Source organism: Streptomyces sp. GQ60, from assembly GCF_059758875.1.
In genome coordinates this window covers 35025-51260 of sequence record NZ_JCAXEG010000014.1, presented here as the reverse complement: position 1 = coordinate 51260, position 16236 = coordinate 35025, and the positions used below count along the sequence as shown (strand labels likewise).

16 protein-coding genes and 1 pseudogene are annotated in these 16236 nt (G+C 72.8%); 8 read left to right on the top strand and 9 right to left on the bottom strand.

Annotation, left to right across the window (positions count from 1 at the left end):
• The first annotated feature begins 499 nt into the window (after nucleotides 1–499).
• From AC6CKD_RS28460 to AC6CKD_RS28450, 3 genes are all read left to right on the top strand, one after another.
• Entirely contained in the window at nucleotides 500–1498 is a 999-nt protein-coding gene (locus AC6CKD_RS28460; RefSeq protein WP_498331102.1) for a DUF1996 domain-containing protein, read from the top strand.
• A 124-nt stretch (nucleotides 1499–1622) separates the two neighbouring features.
• A complete protein-coding gene (locus tag AC6CKD_RS28455) occupies nucleotides 1623–2204 on the top strand; it encodes a sigma-70 family RNA polymerase sigma factor (RefSeq protein ID WP_498331100.1) in 582 nt (193 codons plus the stop codon).
• A complete protein-coding gene (locus AC6CKD_RS28450; RefSeq protein WP_498331098.1) occupies nucleotides 2201–2923 on the top strand; it encodes a zf-HC2 domain-containing protein in 723 nt (240 codons plus the stop codon). The genes AC6CKD_RS28455 and AC6CKD_RS28450 overlap by 4 nt, the downstream gene beginning before the upstream one ends.
• A 124-nt stretch (nucleotides 2924–3047) precedes the next feature.
• Here AC6CKD_RS28450 and AC6CKD_RS28445 read toward each other — a convergent pair whose 3' ends face one another.
• The 8 genes and pseudogenes from AC6CKD_RS28445 to AC6CKD_RS28410 form a co-directional block, all read right to left on the bottom strand.
• Nucleotides 3048–3293, bottom strand: a complete 246-nt coding sequence (locus tag AC6CKD_RS28445; protein ID WP_498331096.1) for a zinc ribbon domain-containing protein — start codon at nucleotides 3291–3293, stop codon at nucleotides 3048–3050.
• Nucleotides 3294–3387: 94 nt separating this feature from the next.
• Nucleotides 3388–3789 (bottom strand): annotated as a pseudogene (locus tag AC6CKD_RS28440) (transposase); the annotation flags it as partial.
• Nucleotides 3790–4368: 579 nt separating this feature from the next.
• Nucleotides 4369–5604: a cytochrome P450 family protein gene (locus tag AC6CKD_RS28435; RefSeq protein ID WP_498331094.1), complete on the bottom strand. Its 1236-nt coding sequence runs from the start codon at nucleotides 5602–5604 to the stop codon at nucleotides 4369–4371.
• Nucleotides 5601–6839 (bottom strand): cytochrome P450, encoded by a 1239-nt coding sequence (locus AC6CKD_RS28430; RefSeq protein WP_498331093.1) that lies wholly within the window; start codon nucleotides 6837–6839, stop codon nucleotides 5601–5603. The genes AC6CKD_RS28435 and AC6CKD_RS28430 overlap by 4 nt, the downstream gene beginning before the upstream one ends.
• Complete coding sequence (locus AC6CKD_RS28425) at nucleotides 6836–7552, bottom strand: GTP-binding protein (RefSeq protein ID WP_498331091.1); 717 nt, start codon at nucleotides 7550–7552, stop codon at nucleotides 6836–6838. Before AC6CKD_RS28425 ends, AC6CKD_RS28430 begins: the two co-directional genes overlap by 4 nt.
• Nucleotides 7533–7895, bottom strand: a complete 363-nt coding sequence (locus tag AC6CKD_RS28420) for a DUF742 domain-containing protein (RefSeq protein ID WP_498331089.1) — start codon at nucleotides 7893–7895, stop codon at nucleotides 7533–7535. The genes AC6CKD_RS28425 and AC6CKD_RS28420 overlap by 20 nt, the downstream gene beginning before the upstream one ends.
• Nucleotides 7892–8293 carry a roadblock/LC7 domain-containing protein gene (locus AC6CKD_RS28415; RefSeq protein ID WP_478685762.1) on the bottom strand — a complete coding sequence of 134 codons (402 nt, stop codon included), beginning with the start codon at nucleotides 8291–8293 and terminating at the stop codon, nucleotides 7892–7894. The genes AC6CKD_RS28420 and AC6CKD_RS28415 overlap by 4 nt, the downstream gene beginning before the upstream one ends.
• Nucleotides 8290–10017: a sensor histidine kinase gene (locus AC6CKD_RS28410; protein WP_498331087.1), complete on the bottom strand. Its 1728-nt coding sequence runs from the start codon at nucleotides 10015–10017 to the stop codon at nucleotides 8290–8292. Before AC6CKD_RS28410 ends, AC6CKD_RS28415 begins: the two co-directional genes overlap by 4 nt.
• Before the next feature lie 353 nt (nucleotides 10018–10370).
• Between AC6CKD_RS28410 and AC6CKD_RS28405 the strand changes: the two genes are divergently transcribed.
• From AC6CKD_RS28405 to AC6CKD_RS28395, 3 genes are all read left to right on the top strand, one after another.
• Complete coding sequence (locus AC6CKD_RS28405) at nucleotides 10371–11321, top strand: ATP-grasp domain-containing protein (RefSeq protein WP_498331085.1); 951 nt, start codon at nucleotides 10371–10373, stop codon at nucleotides 11319–11321.
• The gene (locus AC6CKD_RS28400; protein WP_498331083.1) at nucleotides 11318–12106 is read left to right on the top strand and encodes an ATP-grasp domain-containing protein; all 789 of its coding nucleotides are present in this window, start codon (nucleotides 11318–11320) and stop codon (nucleotides 12104–12106) included. Before AC6CKD_RS28405 ends, AC6CKD_RS28400 begins: the two co-directional genes overlap by 4 nt.
• Before the next feature lie 222 nt (nucleotides 12107–12328).
• Nucleotides 12329–13045 carry a DUF4232 domain-containing protein gene (locus tag AC6CKD_RS28395; RefSeq protein WP_498331081.1) on the top strand — a complete coding sequence of 239 codons (717 nt, stop codon included), beginning with the start codon at nucleotides 12329–12331 and terminating at the stop codon, nucleotides 13043–13045.
• A gap of 707 nt (nucleotides 13046–13752) precedes the next feature.
• Here the strand turns inward: AC6CKD_RS28395 and AC6CKD_RS28390 are convergent.
• Nucleotides 13753–14136, bottom strand: a complete 384-nt coding sequence (locus AC6CKD_RS28390; protein WP_498331079.1) for a VOC family protein — start codon at nucleotides 14134–14136, stop codon at nucleotides 13753–13755.
• A 73-nt stretch (nucleotides 14137–14209) separates the two neighbouring features.
• On the opposite strand from AC6CKD_RS28390, the gene AC6CKD_RS28385 reads away from it, so the two are divergent.
• Complete coding sequence (locus tag AC6CKD_RS28385; protein ID WP_498331077.1) at nucleotides 14210–15262, top strand: zinc-dependent alcohol dehydrogenase family protein; 1053 nt, start codon at nucleotides 14210–14212, stop codon at nucleotides 15260–15262.
• Between the two features lie 213 nt (nucleotides 15263–15475).
• On the top strand, nucleotides 15476–16225 hold the full coding sequence (locus AC6CKD_RS28380) for a phosphatase PAP2 family protein (RefSeq protein WP_498331075.1): 750 nt from the start codon (nucleotides 15476–15478) through the stop codon (nucleotides 16223–16225).
• The last annotated feature ends 11 nt before the right edge of the window (nucleotides 16226–16236 follow it).

Here is a 16236-nt window from a genome sequence, read left to right as displayed (position 1 = left end):
AGAGCGCGACGGACGGCTGCTTCCGGTCGAGGGCGTCCTGGCTGAGCATGCGCAGGGCGATGGCCCGGCTCAGCGTCCGCGGCGCCTCGGCGAAGGAGCACTGGTCGGTGTAACCGCGGGCCAGGAGCAGCACCGTGCGCGCCGCGTGGCCGACCTCCGGGGCCGGAGAGGGAGCCTTCGTCCCCGGTGGCGGTGAGGGCCGTACGGAAGGCGCTCTGGAGGTACGCGAGGAGTACCGGCGCGGTGGTGTCCCCGCCCAGGGCGTCGACCTGGCCGGTGAAGAAGTTCTCGGCGGCCCGGCGCAGTTCCGTGTGGCACGGAGCGGGTGCCCGGCCGGCATGGGCTCGGACTCCGGGCCGCCCGTCCGCGGCGTGTTCTCCGGCACGGCGCCGCCCGCGCGTGCGACACCTTCGACGTGTTCCGGCGCCGCGGCCGGGAGGTGACCGCCCCGCGGACGCCCGGTTGACGCAGGCGGGGTTGGGCGGCAACCGTGACCCGCATGGGGAACGAACGCCGACTGCTCACGCTCCTGATCTGTCTGGTCCTGGGCACCGGGCTGACCGCCGCCGTGCTGGGGGCCGCGCGCGCGGGCGGGCCGCACCCGGCGGCGGGTGCGGCCGGTCCCGTGCCCGCCGACTACGTGGACATCCGGGAGGTCCCGCCGGGGCCCGCCGAGCCCCTCGCGGCCGGTCCGCAGGCCTCCGCCGGCCGGGTGTCGGCGGATTGCGGCCGCAACGAGGAGGGCCACTACAACGAGGACAACCTCGTCGTCTCACCGGGGCTGCGCTCCGGCGCCCACCACACGCACGGCTACGTGGGAAACCTGTCCACGGACGCATCCTCCACCGACGCCTCCCTGGACGCGGCCGCCACCAGCTGCGCGGGCGGGGACCGTTCCACGTACTTCTGGCCGGTGCTGCGCCGCACGGACCGGCCGGCCGGCCGGCCGCACGAGGGATCCGCGGGCCACGGCAACGCGGGTGCGATCCTGCCCGAGTCGGAGGTGTCGGTGGAGTTCCTCGGCAGTCCGGTGAGCAAGGTGGTGGCGATGCCCCGGTTCCTGAACGCGATGACCGGCGACGCGGTGGCCTTCACAGCGGACTCCGACCAGGACGTGCGGGCCCGTTGGGGCTGTTCGGGTTCCCCCGACCGGTCCACCACCCGCTACCCGCGCTGTCCGCAGGGCGAGCGCCTCACCCGTACCCTCACCTTCCCGAGCTGTTGGAACGGTCTGGACACCACCAGCCCCGGGCACCGCTCGCACCTGCGCTTCCCGGCCGCGAACGGGGTCTGCCCGCAGGGCACGTTCCCCGTGCCGCGGTTGCGGATCTCCCTCGCCTACGACGTGCCCGCGGGGGCGCCGATCTCCCTCGACTCGTTCCCCGAGCAGCGGCACAGCCCCAAGACGGACCACGGGATGTTCGTGAACGTGATGACCGGCCCCCGGATGGACGACGTCGTGGACTGCCTCAACCAGGGCCGCACCTGCCGGACCTGAGCGGTACCGCGAGCCGCGCGCCGTACGCCGCGAGCTCCCGGGTGACGCAGGTCACGTGAACCCGGTGCCCGTGCGTCGCGTGTTGTGACCGCACCAGGTAAGCGAGGGAGACGGAGAGGGTGAGATGGCCGGACCACTGTGGCCCCGCACTCGGCGGGGCTCGACCGACGAGGCACTGATCAAGTCCGTGTACGAGGAGCACGGTCACGCCCTGCTCGCGTACGCGACCCGGCTGACCGGGGACCGGGCCGCGGCCGAGGACATCGTCCAGGAGACCCTGATCCGGGCCTGGCGCCACTCCGAGGTCCTGGTGAACGGGAAGGGTTCCGTACGCGGCTGGCTGCTCACGGTGGCCCGCAACATCATCACCGACCGGTACCGGGCCAAGGCCGCCCGCCCTCCGGAGGTGTCCGGATCCCCGGCCCGTCCGCCGGTGGAGGCGGACCACGCCGACGCGGTGGTGGACACCATGACCGTACTGGGCGCCCTGGATCGGCTGTCACCGGAACACCGGGACGTGCTGACGGAGTTGTACTACCGCCAGCAGAGCGTCGCCGAGGCGGCGGACGCCCTCGGTATCCCGGCCGGCACGGTGAAATCGCGCTCGCACTACGCGCTCAAGGCGCTCAGAGAAGTCTTCAGGGAAAGCTCACGCACGGGCGGCCCGTCTCCGCGGCCCGGCGGACTGCAGGAGGTGGTGGCATGAACGGGCAGCGGCACGAGGAGGAACTGCTCGGCCCGTACGTTCTCGGCGTCCTGGACGATGCGGAGGTCCGCCGGGTCGAGGAACACGTGGACGGCTGCGTGCAGTGCCGTCAGGAGGTGACGGCCTTGCGCGAGATGGAGGCGGCGCTGGGCGAAGTGCCCCCCGAGGCGTTCCTCGACGGTCCGCCGCGGGGCGGGGACCTGCTGCTCCAGCGCACCCTGCGCCAGATGCGCCAGGAGCTCGACGGGGCGCGCCGGCGCCGGACCGTGTTCACGGGGCTGGCCGTGGCGGCCTCGCTGACCGCCGTCTTCTGGGCCGGTACGCAGCTGGGCGGCGGGAGCACCGGCGCCGAGGCCAGGCCGCGGCCGACGGTCTCGGCCGAGCCGTCCGCGCCGCCGGAGGGGACCAAGGTGGCTTCCGCGACGGATGCGGGCACGGGCGCGCGGATGACCGTACAGGTGACGCCCGCGGCCAAGTGGGTACGGGTGCACGCCGCGGTGACGGGGATCCCGCCGGGCGAGCGCTGCCGGATCGTCGTGGTCTCCCGGGACGGTACGCGCACCACGGCGGGCGGCTGGGTGGTGGGCACCGCGGAGCACGGCGAGGGCAAGGGCGCGGCGCTGGACGGCTCGGCGGCGGTGGACCCGGCGGACGTGCGGGCGGTTCTGGTGGAGAACGAGTCGGGCACGGCGTTCGTCTCGGTACCGGTGCCCAGGTAGTCGGCCCGGCGCGGCGCCGCACGGCGGAGGTCGCGAAACGTGACGGAGCCCGGGAGCATGTCCAGCTCCCGGGCTCCAGCTCGCCACCCATTTGCGCACACCGGCGGCGTTTAAGAACCGCGGGTCATCTTGAGATCGACGTGTTCTGCCTGTCATCCACCCGGCTCGGCAGAGGCGGGCTCGCAGCTGGATCCCCAGGGGGGTCCGCCGCATGGGGCTGGTTGACTTCAGCCCAGACGATAAGGGCGCGGTCTGCGATGTTTCGGGCCGCGTTCCAGTCTGCGTGCGCAACGACGCCGCATGACCGGCAGGCGAAAACCTCCTGTGTCTGCCGGTTGGCCTTCTCCGTGTGTCCGCACCATGAGCACATCTGGCTCGTGTGGGCGGGATCGACCTGGACGACGGGAACCCCGGCGCGCGGCCTTGTAGATGATGAAGGCGGCGAGCTGGGCGAACGCCCAGGAGTGCAGCGCGACCCGTTGGGGCTTGCGAAGCCGTACCCGTTCACGGATTCCGGTCAGGTCTTCCAGACCGATCCCGCGCCCGGTGCGTTCAGCCTCGGTCACGATGCGCTTGGCGATGATGTGGTTGGTGTTGGCTGCGTGGCGATGTTCGCGGCGGGACCGCTGCTTCAGCTTTCGCTTGGCAGACTTGGTGCCCCGCGCCTGGAGTTCCGCGCGGATGCGGACCTGCCGACGGCGGTACTTGTTCAGTTCCTTCCCGGTGAAGTGCTCACCCGCGTCGGAGGTCGTTGCGATGTTGGCGATACCGAGATCGACGCCGAGGAAGCCTTCCGGCTCCGTATTGAGCGGTTTGACCGGGATCTCGCAGTACGCGATCAGGAACCAGGCACGGTCTCGGTGCACCAAGCGGGATTCTCCGCGCCGGTGTTCGTCCAGAGTCTTCAGGGCCTGCTGCGAGCAAACGAAGGGGACGCCCCGGATACGCCCGGCACTGGTCAGGATGCTGACGGTCCGGGCGTCGTACTGCCAGGACAGGCACCGGTCGTCGTACGCCTGGGCCGCCGGGTGGGCCGGAACCTGACCGGGGTGTGCGCGATGCGCCGGTACCGCTCGGAGTCCTTCCGGCCGTAGTTCCCGGCCTTCATGTTCGCCGCCCGGGACGTGTAGGCATCTGCGACCTTGCGGATCACGTGCAGCGCGGGCTGGGCCGACAGACCGCGTGCCTTCAGCTCCTGATAACCCGCCGCTTGCAGCCCGGGAACGGGCACGTCCCTCTTCCTTGCTCTGGGCGTGCACAGAAAGCCAGTTGGCCGCGTCATTGGCAGCACGCAGGGTGGCATGCAGTGCTGCCTCCACCTCGGGAGACGGCACGAGCTTCACCTGCGTCACGACCTTCACGGACGAAACGATAGCGCCACGTCTGTGAAGGCGAGGGTGGAACCAAACCCCTGCCACCCGCAGGGGCTCAGTCTCTTCTGCGGTTCAGGCCAGGCGGACCGGGAGGTCGAAGAGGTCGTTCTGGGTGAGGATCGGCTTGTTGCGGAGGTCGGCCGGGGGGACGGCCAGGGTGAGGTCCGGGAAGCGGGCGTAGAGGGCCGGGAGGGCGACCAGGGCCTCCAGACGGGACAGGGCCGCGCCGGGGCAGACGTGGGGGCCGTGGCCGAAGGAGATGTGCCGGTTCGGGGTGCGGGTGGCATCGAACTCGCCCGCCGTCTCGCCGAACTGGGCCTCGTCGCGGCCGAGCGCGCCGAAGGAGACGATCAGGCCCGCGCCCTTGGGCAGGATCCGGTCGCCGACCTCCACGTCCTCGGTGGCGAAGCGAATCAGGACGTGCGAGGTGGGGCTGGACCAGCGCAGGGTCTCCTCGATGACGTTCTCCCAGGGGACCTCGCCCTTGAGGACGAGGTCGCGCTGCTCGGGGTGGGTCTCCAGGGCGACGACCGCGTTGACGATCAGGCTGATGGTGGTCTCGTGGCCGGCGGCGACGATCAGCTGGAGGGTGTTGGTGATCTCCTCCGTGGTGAGGTGGTCGCCGTCCTCCGAGGCCTCGATGAGGGCGCTGGTGAGGTCGTCGCCCGGGTTCTCCCGCTTGGACTCGACGATGCGGGAGAACAGCGCGCCGAGGTCCGCCATCATCTGCGGGACCTCCTCGGGCAGGGTCTGCGTGGAGAAGAACTTCTCGAACAGGGCCTTCAGGCGCGGGTGTTCCTCGGCGTCGACGCCCATCAGGTCGCTGATGACGTTCATCGGCAGCGGGTACGCGAACTGCGCCTTGAGGTCCACCGTCTCGCCGGCCGGCAGCCCGGCCAGCTTGTCCAGCATGCCGGTGGTCAGCGCCTCGATGCCGGCGCGCAGCTTCTCCACCCGGCGTACGGTCAGCGCCTGCGCGACCAGGGTGCGCAGCCGGCGGTGGTCCTCGCCGTCCACGGTGAGCATCGAGCGGCCGGGGTTGGCGAGGCCGATCAGCGGCCAGTCCACGGGGATCTCGCCGCGCTGCCAGGCGCCCCAGACGTTGATGTCCTTGACGATCCGGGGATCGGTGAGCAGCTTGCGGGCCTCGGAGTGGTGCGTGACGGCGTAGACGGCGACGTCACCGGGGAGGACCACCTGGACCAGGGGACCTGCGGCGCGCAGCGCGGCGCTCTCGGCGTCGAGGTCGGCGACGAAGGGGTCCAGGACGATGGCCGCGGGGCCGGAGTGGTCGATCGGGCACGTCATCGGGTGGCTCCAAGGGCGGGGGTCGGGGTGTAGGTCACGGGAAGGGCGGTGAGGCCGCGCAGCCAGGGCGAGGGGCGACGGGCCAGGTCCCCGGCGGGTCCGGCGAGGTCCACGTCGGGCAGCCGGTCGAGGAGCACCTCGATGCCGGTGCGCGCGATGACCTCGGCGACCTCCTGGGCGGGGAAGGGGCAGCGGTGTTCGCCGTGCCCGAAGGAGAAGAAGGCGTTGTTGCCGCCGGTCAGCGCTCCGGCGTCGGTGCGCACGTGCGGGTCGGTGTTGGCTGCGCCGATCCCGAGCAGGACGAGGTCGCCGCGGCCGATGCGCCGGCCGCCCAGGTTGGTGTCGCGGGAGGTCCAGCGGCCGGCCACGTTCTGGGTGGGGGTGTCCTCCCACAGCACCTCGTTCATGGCCTCGCCGACGCTGTGCCGGCCGCCCGCGAGGGAGGCGGCGAAGCGGTCGTCGGTGAGCATGAGGCGCAGGGAGTTGCCGATCCAGTCGGCGGTGGGCTGGTGGCCCGCGGCCATCATGACCATGAGGTCCTGTGCGACCTCCTCCACCGTGAAGCCGGACCGGTTGGCGAGCATCCGGGAGACCACGTCGGATCCGGGGTCGGCGAGTTTGGCGGAGAGCAGCGCGAACATCGACTCGGCGAGGTGGCGCTGTCCTTCCAGGGCGCCCTCCCGCCCGTTGATCATGTCGTTCATGGCGTGGACGAGGCCGGGGCCCTGTGCGTCGGAGAACCCGTAGAGGCGGGCGAGGACGCGCAGGGGCAGCAGCATGGCGTACTCGCCGACGATGTCGCAGGAGCCCTTGCCGCACAGTTCGTCGATCAGCTCGTCGGCGTACCGCTCGGCGTGGCCCTTGAGTTCGAAGGGGTCGACGGCCTCGAGGGCGTCGGAGATGACGCCGGCCCGCTCGCGGTGGCGTTCGCCGACGGTGTAGAGGATCGACGGCTGGCGGCGGCCGATCATCGGGAGCAGCGGCCAGTCGGCGGGAATGCGGTCCCACTGGTTCCACAGCTCGGAGTCCCGGGAGAAGAGCACCGGGTCGCTGGTGACCTGGTGCAGTTCGCGGTAGCCGAGGACCAGCCAGGCCGGTACGTCTCCGTCGAGGACGACCGGGGCGACGGCGCCGTGGTCGCGGCGCATCTCGCGGTACAGCTCGACGGGGTCGCTCTGGAACCGGGGGCCGCCGAGGTAGACGGGCTGGTGCTCGGGGGCGGCGGGGCAGGTCACGGGGTGGGCTCCGGGGTCTGGGACAGGGGGCTCGGCTGGAGGCTCGGCCGGGTGCTCGACAGGGCGGCCGTCTGGAGGTGCTGGACGAGGGAGATCAGGACCTGCTTGCTGGACTCCCGGGAGCGGGCGTCGCAGAACACCAGCGGGATGCCGTCCGGCAGGTCGAGGGCGGCGCGGATCTGCTCCGTGGTGTGCTCGGGGCCGCCGAAGTCGTTGCAGGCCACGACGAAGGGCGTGCCGTGGTGTTCGAGCCGGTCGATGGCGTACCAGGAGTCCGCCAGGCGCCGGGTGTCGACGAGGACGACGGCGCCGAGGGTGCCGGAGAAGAGCCGGTCCCACAGGAACCAGAACCGCTCCTGGCCGGGGGCGCCGAACAGGTAGAGCACGTTGCGGGCGTCGAGGGTGATGCGCCCGAAGTCGAAGGCCACGGTGGTGGCGCTCTTCCCGGCGGTCCCCGCGATCCCGTCGACATCGTCGACGCTCTCGCCGGCCTTGGTCATGGTCTCTTCGGTGTTCAGCGGGCGGATCTCGCTGACCGAGCGGACCATCGTGGTCTTGCCGACGCCGAAACCGCCCACGATGACGATCTTCAGTCCGTTGTCGGCGGTGCTGCGCAGTGCCTGGCGGGGCCGTAGCGGTTCGGCGGCGTCGCGCGCCGTGCTCGCCGGAGACGCGGCTTCGGGGATCGTCGCGTCAGAGATTGCGGAGTCCAACGAGCACCTGCTCCAGGATGTCGGGGTCGGTAAAGCTGTACGCGGAGTTCGCCGTACGCGGGTGCCGGGCGCGGATCCGTCCGGTGGCGAGCAGGTCGGCCAGCAAGATCCGTACGATCGACACCGGCAGTCCGAGATCGGCCGCGATCTCCACCACGGCCGTCGGGAACTGGCACATCCGCAGGATCGCCGCGTGCTCGGACTGCATGCCGGGCACCGGATCGCTTTCGGCGACGACCAGGGTGACCAGGTCGAAGACGTCCGAGCCGGAGCGGCTGCGGCCACCGGTGAGGGTGTAGAGCCGGTCCGGCGAATCGTCCCGGCCCGGCCGGGTCCGGCTCATCCCCGGGGCCTGGCGATGAGGTGTTCGCCGAGCTGCTCGACCAGTTCGGACATGTTGTGGCCGACGAGCCCGGCGTCGGCCTCCTCGTTGGCGACGAGCGCGAGGTGCGCCCCCTCGCCGGCCTCGACGATGAACAGGATCCCGCCGTAGAACTCGGCCATGGCCGAGCGGACTCCGCCGGTTCCGTCGCCGAACTCGACGGACGCCCCGTGGGACAGGCTCTGGATGCCGGCGGCGATCGCGGCGAGCTGGTCGGCCTGGTCGACGGAGAGCTCGGGCGTGCGGCACAGTTTGAGGCCGTCGCGGGAGAGCACCAGGGCGTGGCGGGCGCCCGGTGTGCGCTCCAGGAGGCCTTCCAGGAGCCAGTTGAGCGTCTCGTCGGTGGTGAAGCCGGTCATGATCGCGTGTTGCCTTCCGGGTCTGGGGTGTGCGCGGGCTGCTGCTCGTCGCCGGGGCCGCCGGAGCCGCCGGAGGCTGCTTCGCCCGGGGCCGCGGCGCCGCGGACGGCCTGGCGGAAGCTGCCGAACCGCGCGGCCGACCGGGAGGCCCCACCGGGCGCGGAGGCCGTGGCGGAACCCGTACGGGTCTCGGTGCCCGCGCCGTCCGTGCCCTCGGGGTGAGCCGCCGCCAGGGTCCGGCCACGGCGGCGCTGAGGCAGGCCGCTGTCGCCGAAGTGCGGGTGCCCGCCGGTGGATTCGGACTCGGAGCCGGTGTCGGAGGCGGAACCGGTGTTGGAGCCGCGGTCGGAGCCGGAACCGGGGCCCGCTTCGACGGTTGCTCCGGTCTCGCGGTCCTTCGTCGTACGGTCCTGCGCGCGGACGGCGTCGTCCCGGCCGGCGGCGGTGTCGTGCACGGCCTCGGGCTCGGGCTCGGACGGGGCGGGAGCCGCGGGCGCCGGGGGAGCCTGCGGCGCGACCCGGGCGGACGGCTGCGCAGGGATGGCGAGCGGCGCGGCCGGGGCTTCGGCGGGCGTGCGGCTGATGAGCTCCTGCGGGAGCATCATCAGCGCGCCCGTACCGCCGCGGGCGGAGGGCCGGAAGGAGACGGTCAGTCCGTGCTTGCGGGCGAGCCGGCCGACGACGGCGAGGCCGAGCCGGGTCCCGGACAGTCCGGCCAGGTCCAGGGAGGCGGCGGTCACGGCCTGTTCGGCGCGGCGCAGTTGGACCTCGCTCATGACGAGGCCGCTGTCCTCGACGGTGATGACGATCCCGGACGGCACCTCCTCCACGTAGACGTGGACCTCGGCGGTCGGCGGGGAGAAGTTGGCCGCGTTGTCGAGGAGTTCGGCGAGTGCGTGCATGACGCCCTCGGCCGCGTGCCCGGCGACGGCGGCGTCGCTGGTGGAGTGCAGCCTGACGCGCTGGTATCCGCCGATGCGGCCCATCGCGCCGCGCAGGATCGACTCCATGACGATCGGCTTCGCCCAGCGGCGACCCGAACGGGCCCCGGTCAGCACGGCGATGGAGTCGGCGAGGCGGCCGGCCTGGGCGGTGCGGTGGTCGAGGTGGAGCAGGTCGCCGAGGACGTCCTCGTCGGCGTGCCGGTCCTCCATGTCGCGCAGGTCGGCGAGCATCCCCGTGGCCAGGGCCTGCATCCGGCCGGCGGCGTTCGCTGCCGCGGCCATGGCGGCGGCCCGGCCCGACTCGGCTCGGCGCAGCTCTCCGCCGAGCCGCTCGCGCGAGGCGTTCTGGGCGGCGGCCAGTCCGTCGAGTTCGGCGGCGTGCACGCCCGCCAGGTGTTCCAGCACGGCGGCGTGGTCGCCCGTCAGCTGTTCCAGCACGGCGGCGTGTTCGCCGGCGAGGCGGGAGCGTTCGGCGGTGCGCGCGGCGGCGTCACGGGTCGCGTCGGCGATCAGCCGGGCGATGTGCCCGTCACGGGCGGCCAGTTCGGCGGTGAGCCCGGTGATCCGGGCGCGCTGGATCCGGGAGGTGCGCGCGCACCAGGTCACGGTGAAGGCCGCGACCGCGAGCAGCAGGACGCCCGCGCCGGCGAACCAGCCGAGGGCGGTGGCGATGGACGACGGGGCCGCGGCCACCGCCGCCGTGGTGAGCGCGCCGCCGGCGACTGCGGTGATCAGCAGGGCCAGCGCGGAGGGGCGAAGGGGGGAGGGCGACGCCGTCATCAATGAAAGCCTCATACCGGGCGTAAATGGAGGAGAAGGTTCCTGGCAACGAGGCATCACTATAGGAGAGTTGTTGATCGTTTTGGGCAGTCTCTGACAAGTTTTCCACTTAACCTCGGCCGGTAAGGGCCCTTTGGCGGCTTATTTGAGCGAAGGGAAGTCGCGGACCCCTCGCCACCCCCCGCCCCGGATCGCGGCGGAGGGCCGCGGAACGGCGGAACACCCGTCACGCCACGGGCCCGGGGGCGCCCCACGGAGGCGGACCGATCATCACATTGCGGGCCATGACATCCTGTGACGTCACAACTCGCCGGACGGGATCGGCGGACGTCCGGGGAATATGGGGAAGGTCCATGAGGCTCTGCTTCCTGGTGGAGGAGCACTACCGCCACGACGGCATGCCGAACGAGGTGGTCCGGCAGCTGAAGGCCTGGGGCCACCGGGTGGAGGTCATGCGGCCCGGTGGCTCGCTGCTGCGGATGAGCGAGGCGGTGGACGCCGGCGCCCATGACGCCTGGGTCCTCAAGACGGTGTCCGGCGGGCCGGGGCTGACCCTGCTCGAAGCCGCCGCCGCGGCCGGGGCGACCACCGTCAACGACGCCCGCTCCATCCGGGGCGTACGGGACAAGGCGCTGGCCGCGGCCATCGGGCGCGGCCGGGGGCTGCCGCTGCCGCCGACGTACGCGGCGGCCCGGCCGGAACTGCTGGAGCAGATCCCGGCGTCGGACTACCCGCTGGTCGTCAAACCCGCCGACGGCAGCTCCGGACGGGCCGTACACCTGGTCCCCTCGCCGGAACGGCTGGCCGCGATGCTGCCCGAACTGGCCGGCGAGGGAATGCTCGTCGCCCAGCCGTACGTACCGAACTCGGGCACCGACCTCAAGGTGTACGCGGTCGGTGGGGAGCTCTTCGCCACCGAGCGCAGCTCCCCCCTGCATCCGGACACCTCCGTCCCGGAGCGCCTCGTCCCGCTGTCCGCCGAGATCGCGGAGATCGGCGCGCGGGTCGGGGAGGTGTACGGGCTCGACCTGTACGGCGTGGACGTGCTGCTGGGGCCCGACGGGCCGGTGGTCGTGGACGTGAACGACTTCCCCAGCTTCCGCCAGGTCCCCGACGCGGCCGCCCGGGTGGCCCGCGCGGTACTGGGCCTCGCGCGGGGCGCCCGTTCGGGACCGGGCACCGGAGCGGGAGCCGCGTCCGCCCTCCCCCGCCCGCCCGGGCCCGCGCTGTCGATCCCGCTCCAGGCCACGGCGGCCACGGCCGTGGCCGTCGCCCCGGCCGCGCCCGCGGGAGAGCCCGTATGAGGGTCGGCCTGATCACGGACAACCCCGGGCATCCGCTGCTCTCGGCAGCGGCGGGACTCCTGCGGGCGGCCGGACACCGGGTGGAGCTGCTGGATCCCGGCTCGCCGGACGCGGCCGCCGGGGCGCCGGCCGACGTGTACCTCCTCAAGGCGCACACCCCGCGCGGCCTGGAACTGGCCCGTGGCCTGGAGCGGCTCGGGGCGCCCGTGGTGAACTCCGCCGCGGCCACCACGCTCTGCCAGGACCGCACCCTGATGGCGGAGCTGGCGGTCCGGGCCCGGCTGCCGTTCGCGGGAACCCGTACCGTGGGCGCGCTCGCGCCGTGGGCGGCCGGGGTCTCGCTGGGCTCCCCGCTCGTCGTCAAGAGCCGTCACAGCCGCCGCGCGGACCTCGTGGCCCGGGTCGACGACACCGCGCACCTCGCGGAGTTGGCACACGACTGGCCGGACGAGCCGGTGGTGGTACAGGACTTCGCCCCGAACAGCGGCTGGGACCACAAGCTCTGGGCGATCGGAGACCGGGTCTTCGGAGCCCTGCGCCGTTCGGAACTCTCCCCGGAAGGCCGCGGCCCGACCGTGCCGCTGCCCCGGCTCCCGGAGGGATGGGCCGACCTGACCCGCCGGGCCGGCGAGGTCTACTCCCTGGACGTCTACGGCGTGGACATCATCGCCACGGCCGACGGCTCGCCCCTGATCGTGGACGTCAACGCCTTCCCGGGCGTCCGCGACCAGCCGGGCGCCCCCGAAGCCCTGGCAGAACTGACCCTGCGCCGGGCCAAGGGCTAGACCGTCCCTTCCGGATCTTGCGGGTCGGGGCCGCGTCGTGCGGTGCCGGACGTCTGGACGGGGAGGTGACCGGTGTACGGCGCCGGTGTGACGGCCTCTGGTCATGGGCGCGTCACGGAACCGCCACAGGCGCGTGCGGCGGGAACCTACTCGGGTCGGGAGACCGTGTACCTGCACGCGAGTGCCGGTGCGGGACCGGTCGTGAACCTCGGGGAGCACCCAATGCAGTACACAGCAGGCATCGGCCGGAGCGCGGCGGCTCTGGCGACGGCCCTGGCGGCCGCGGCTCTGATGACGGGCTGCACGCCGACCGGCGACGGCGGCGCGGCCGTCGACCCGTCGGCGCCGGCCGCGGCCTCGCGGTCGGCCGGGCCCACACCCACCGGCGGCGACAAGGGCGGAACGACCAGCGGCGGCGGGAGCGGAGGATCCACGGGCGGCGCGTCGCCCTCGGCCGGCTCCTCCTCCGGCGGCACCGGCGGCGTGACGAAGAAGCCCTGCACGATCGCCGACATCGAGGTCTCCGAGGCGCGCCAGGCCGACCTCCGCCCACCGGGCACGGGAACCGGAGCCGCCGTTGTCTCCGTCACCAACACCTCCACCTCCCCGTGCAAGGTGTACGGCTACCCGACGGTCGCGGCGGCGGGCAGCGGCTCGCCGGAGAAGAACAAGCCGCTGCCCACCACGCACACCGGCCCCGACGCCGCCAACGTGATCCTGGCCCCGGGCGCCCGGGCCTGGACGAAGCTCACGTTCGTCCAGGTCCAGGGCGAGGCGGACGGATACTGCGAGTCCGGCGCGACCCCGGCCGGCTACCCGACGGTGGTCATCGGCGTACTCGGCGCCGGGAAGCACCAGATCGCCCTGGACGACGGCGTGTTCGCCTTCTGCGACGACAAGGTGACCGTCACCGCCTGGTCCTCCGTCAAGCCGTCCTAGACAGTGTCCTCACGTGCTCAGCGCCGGTAGATCACGGTGTCGTGACACGTCGCCGTGAACTGTCGGATGCCGAGTGGTAGTTGGTCCGGCCGCTGTTGCCCGCGTCGTTGCGGGGGCGGAAGCGGCTGGACGACCCAGGGTCCTCAACGGGATCGTGTGGCTGGTGTCCGTGGATTCCACGATCGTCCGCGCCCACGGAACGCTGCTCCGACCGCCTGAAGCAGTGGCGCCCGGTACGACAAGACCGCCCAGATCAGGCGGTACGGCCCACGGCTGTGCGCATCCTCGGCCGGCAGCGGGTGCGCGTTCTGGTCGGGCCGACGGCTCCCTACGGGGGCAGCCCTGGTTGCCCTCTGCTGGCTCACCACCGGATGCGGCCTCTTGGGGTCGGAGAACGAGACCGCGAGTGTCGTCTGGGACACCCCGGCGGACCGCAAGGCCGAACTCCAGGGGATCGGGGGCCTGGCTCTCCGGCGACACGCCGGTCCCCGGCCCTTCGACGCGGTGACCGGCTTCGACGCCGCGACCGGCGAGCGGAGCTGGGAGTACGTGCCGCCCGGACGCTCGTCGGTCACCTCTGCCACGCCACGGCCGACACCGCACGCTCGGTCCTGGTACTCGTCCACGACGGGGACGGCGCCGCCTCCCCGGCCAAGGACAAGTCCTGCACCACTGCCGTCGCCCTCGACATGAAGAGACGGCCTAGGTCAGAGGGGATTCAGGCGCCTGCGCAGGAGGCAGAACTCGTTGCCTTCCGGGTCGGCCAGGGTGTGCCAGCTCTCGGCGCCGGTCTGGCCGACGTCGGCCGGACGGGCGCCGAGGGCGAGCAGGCGCTCCAGCTCGGCGTCCTGGTCGCGGTCGACGGGGTTGACGTCGATGTGCAGGCGGAGCTTGCCGGCCCGCGGGTCGCTGCTCGGACTGAGGACGAGGGTGGGCTGCGGACCTCCGAAGCCGGCGCCGGGCGGGCCGATCTCGATGCTTCCGTCGCCTTCCCGGGAGAGTTCCACGTAGCCGAGGGCCTCGCTCCAGAACGCGGCGAGGCGCTCGGGGTCGGCGCAGTCGATGACCAGCTCACTGATGCGGCTTACCATCCCGCCAGTGTACGAAGGGCGCCCGGGAGACGGGCGGGCTATCGGACGAAGCAGGCGAGTGGAGGCGGTCGGCGTGCGCGCGGTGGTGTTCGAGCGGTACGGGGAGCCCGGCGAGGTGCGGGACGTGGCCGATCCGGTGCCGGCCGCCGGTGGGGTGGTCGTACGGGTCGAGGCGACGGGTCTGTGCCGCAGCGACTGGCACGGATGGATGGGGCACGATCCGGACATCACGCTGCCGCACGTCCCCGGCCACGAACTGGCCGGTGTGGTCGAGGCGGTGGGCCGGGGAGTCGCCAACTGGCGCACCGGGGACCGGGTGACGGTGCCGTTCGTCTGCGCCTGCGGAAGCTGCGCCGAATGCGCCGAGGGGCAGCACCAGGTGTGCGCCCGTCAGACACAGCCGGGATTCACCCACTGGGGGTCCTTCGCCGAGTACGTGGCGCTGGAGCACGCCGACGTCAATCTGGTGGCCGTGCCCGAGGAGCTCTCGTACGACACCGCGGCCGGGCTGGGCTGCCGGTTCGCGACGGCCTTCCGGGCCGTCGTCGCGCAGGGCCGGGCGGCGCCGGGCGAATGGGTCTCCGTGCACGGCTGTGGCGGCGTGGGGCTGTCGGCCGTGATGATCGCGGTGGCGGCGGGAGCCCGGGTGGTGGCCGTGGACACCGCGCCGGCGGCGCTGGAGCTGGCCCGGACCTTCGGGGCCGCGCACTGTGTGGATCCGCGGCGGGTCGACGCGGCCGAAGCCGTACGGGAGTTGACCCGCGGCGGTGCGCACCTGTCGCTCGACGCACTGGGCTCCGCGGCCACGGCGGCGGCGTCGGTGGCCGGGCTGCGCCGGCGCGGACGGCACGTACAGGTCGGGCTGCTGCCCGCGGCGCGGGGGGCCGTGGCACTGCCGATGGAGCGGGTCATCGGGTGGGAGCTGGAGATCCTCGGCAGCCACGGGATGGCGGCGCACGCGTACCCGCCGATGATGGAAATGGTCCGCTCCGGGGCGCTGCGGCCCGATCTGCTGGTCACCTCCACGATCCCGCTCGACGGGGCGCCGGCCGCGCTCGCGGCGATGGGCACGGCGCCGGGATCCGGAATCACGATCATCCGGCCGGGGGCCGACGCGGGGAACTGACCCCGGCGACCGGGCTGCTGGACTACCGGACTGCCGGACACGCGGGGCTTGTGGTGCGGGAAAGGCATGGCTACATTCCTTGATTACACGTGTAAGCACGAGATGTGGCCACACCGCAATCAGCCACACACCCTGCTCCCATCGCCCCTTCACCCGCACTCTCCGTCCCCCTCGTCACCCCTCCTTTCCCCCGCCGCGAGAGGCAGCACAGCCATGTCCACGATCCCCGTCGACCCACCCCTCGAAGCCGGCGCACCCGCGTCCGCACCGGACCGCGGCAGCCGTCGCACCGGCACTCTCACGTTGGGAATCGCACTGCTCGGAGCCGCCGCCGGGCTCGCGCTCGTCGTGCGCGGGGACGTCGCACAGCCACCCTTCCAAGGGCTCGACGACCGCTGGCTGTCCTGGATGGGCGGACCGCACGAGGGGATCCCCTCCGTGGTCGCCACGCTGCTGAACTGGTTCGGGGGGCCGGTGGGCGCCGTCGTCCCGCTCGCGCTGCTGGCCTTCCTGAGCGTCCGGCGGCGCTGGGTGTCGGCCGGGTTCCTCTTCGCCGTCTACATGGCCGGAAACATGCTCGTCATCCAGGGCCTCAAGAACGTGGTGGACCGGCCGCGCCCGGAGAATCCGCTGGTCCGGGTCGACCACGGCTCCTTCCCCTCCGGCCACGCGGCCGGCGCGGCGCTCCTGGTCGTCATCGTCGGCGTACTCCTCGTCCCGGCCGCCCGGCGGCGGGCGTGGTGGATCGGCGGCGCGGTGTTCACGCTGGCGATGATGTGGAGCCGCACCTGGCTGCACGCGCACTGGCTCAGCGACACCGCCGCCGGGGCGATGGCCGGTGCGGGTGCCGGTCTGGTCGCCTGGTGGCTCTGCGCTCCGGCCCTGGCCCGGGAGGCCGGGCGGGACGCGCAGCACACCCCCACCCACCGACGGTCACCCGGAGCGGAATCCCCCGCCCACTGACGGCAGGGGAG

Excerpts from the sequence above, each read along its gene's own strand:
- AC6CKD_RS28380 (WP_498331075.1), top strand. The coding sequence starts at position 15,476 with ATGTCCACGATCCCCGTCGACCCACCCCTCGAAGCCGGCGCACCCGCG.
- AC6CKD_RS28450 (WP_498331098.1), top strand. The coding sequence starts at position 2,201 with ATGAACGGGCAGCGGCACGAGGAGGAACTGCTCGGCCCGTACGTTCTC.
- AC6CKD_RS28445 (WP_498331096.1), bottom strand. The coding sequence starts at position 3,293 with ATGTGCTCATGGTGCGGACACACGGAGAAGGCCAACCGGCAGACACAG.
- AC6CKD_RS28455 (WP_498331100.1), top strand. The coding sequence starts at position 1,623 with ATGGCCGGACCACTGTGGCCCCGCACTCGGCGGGGCTCGACCGACGAG.
- AC6CKD_RS28410 (WP_498331087.1), bottom strand. The coding sequence starts at position 10,017 with ATGACGGCGTCGCCCTCCCCCCTTCGCCCCTCCGCGCTGGCCCTGCTG.
- AC6CKD_RS28405 (WP_498331085.1), top strand. The coding sequence starts at position 10,371 with ATGAGGCTCTGCTTCCTGGTGGAGGAGCACTACCGCCACGACGGCATG.
- AC6CKD_RS28420 (WP_498331089.1), bottom strand. The coding sequence starts at position 7,895 with ATGAGCCGGACCCGGCCGGGCCGGGACGATTCGCCGGACCGGCTCTAC.
- AC6CKD_RS28460 (WP_498331102.1), top strand. The coding sequence starts at position 500 with ATGGGGAACGAACGCCGACTGCTCACGCTCCTGATCTGTCTGGTCCTG.
- AC6CKD_RS28435 (WP_498331094.1), bottom strand. The coding sequence starts at position 5,604 with ATGACGTGCCCGATCGACCACTCCGGCCCCGCGGCCATCGTCCTGGAC.
- AC6CKD_RS28400 (WP_498331083.1), top strand. The coding sequence starts at position 11,318 with ATGAGGGTCGGCCTGATCACGGACAACCCCGGGCATCCGCTGCTCTCG.
- AC6CKD_RS28390 (WP_498331079.1), bottom strand. The coding sequence starts at position 14,136 with ATGGTAAGCCGCATCAGTGAGCTGGTCATCGACTGCGCCGACCCCGAG.
- AC6CKD_RS28415 (WP_478685762.1), bottom strand. The coding sequence starts at position 8,293 with ATGACCGGCTTCACCACCGACGAGACGCTCAACTGGCTCCTGGAAGGC.
- AC6CKD_RS28395 (WP_498331081.1), top strand. The coding sequence starts at position 12,329 with ATGCAGTACACAGCAGGCATCGGCCGGAGCGCGGCGGCTCTGGCGACG.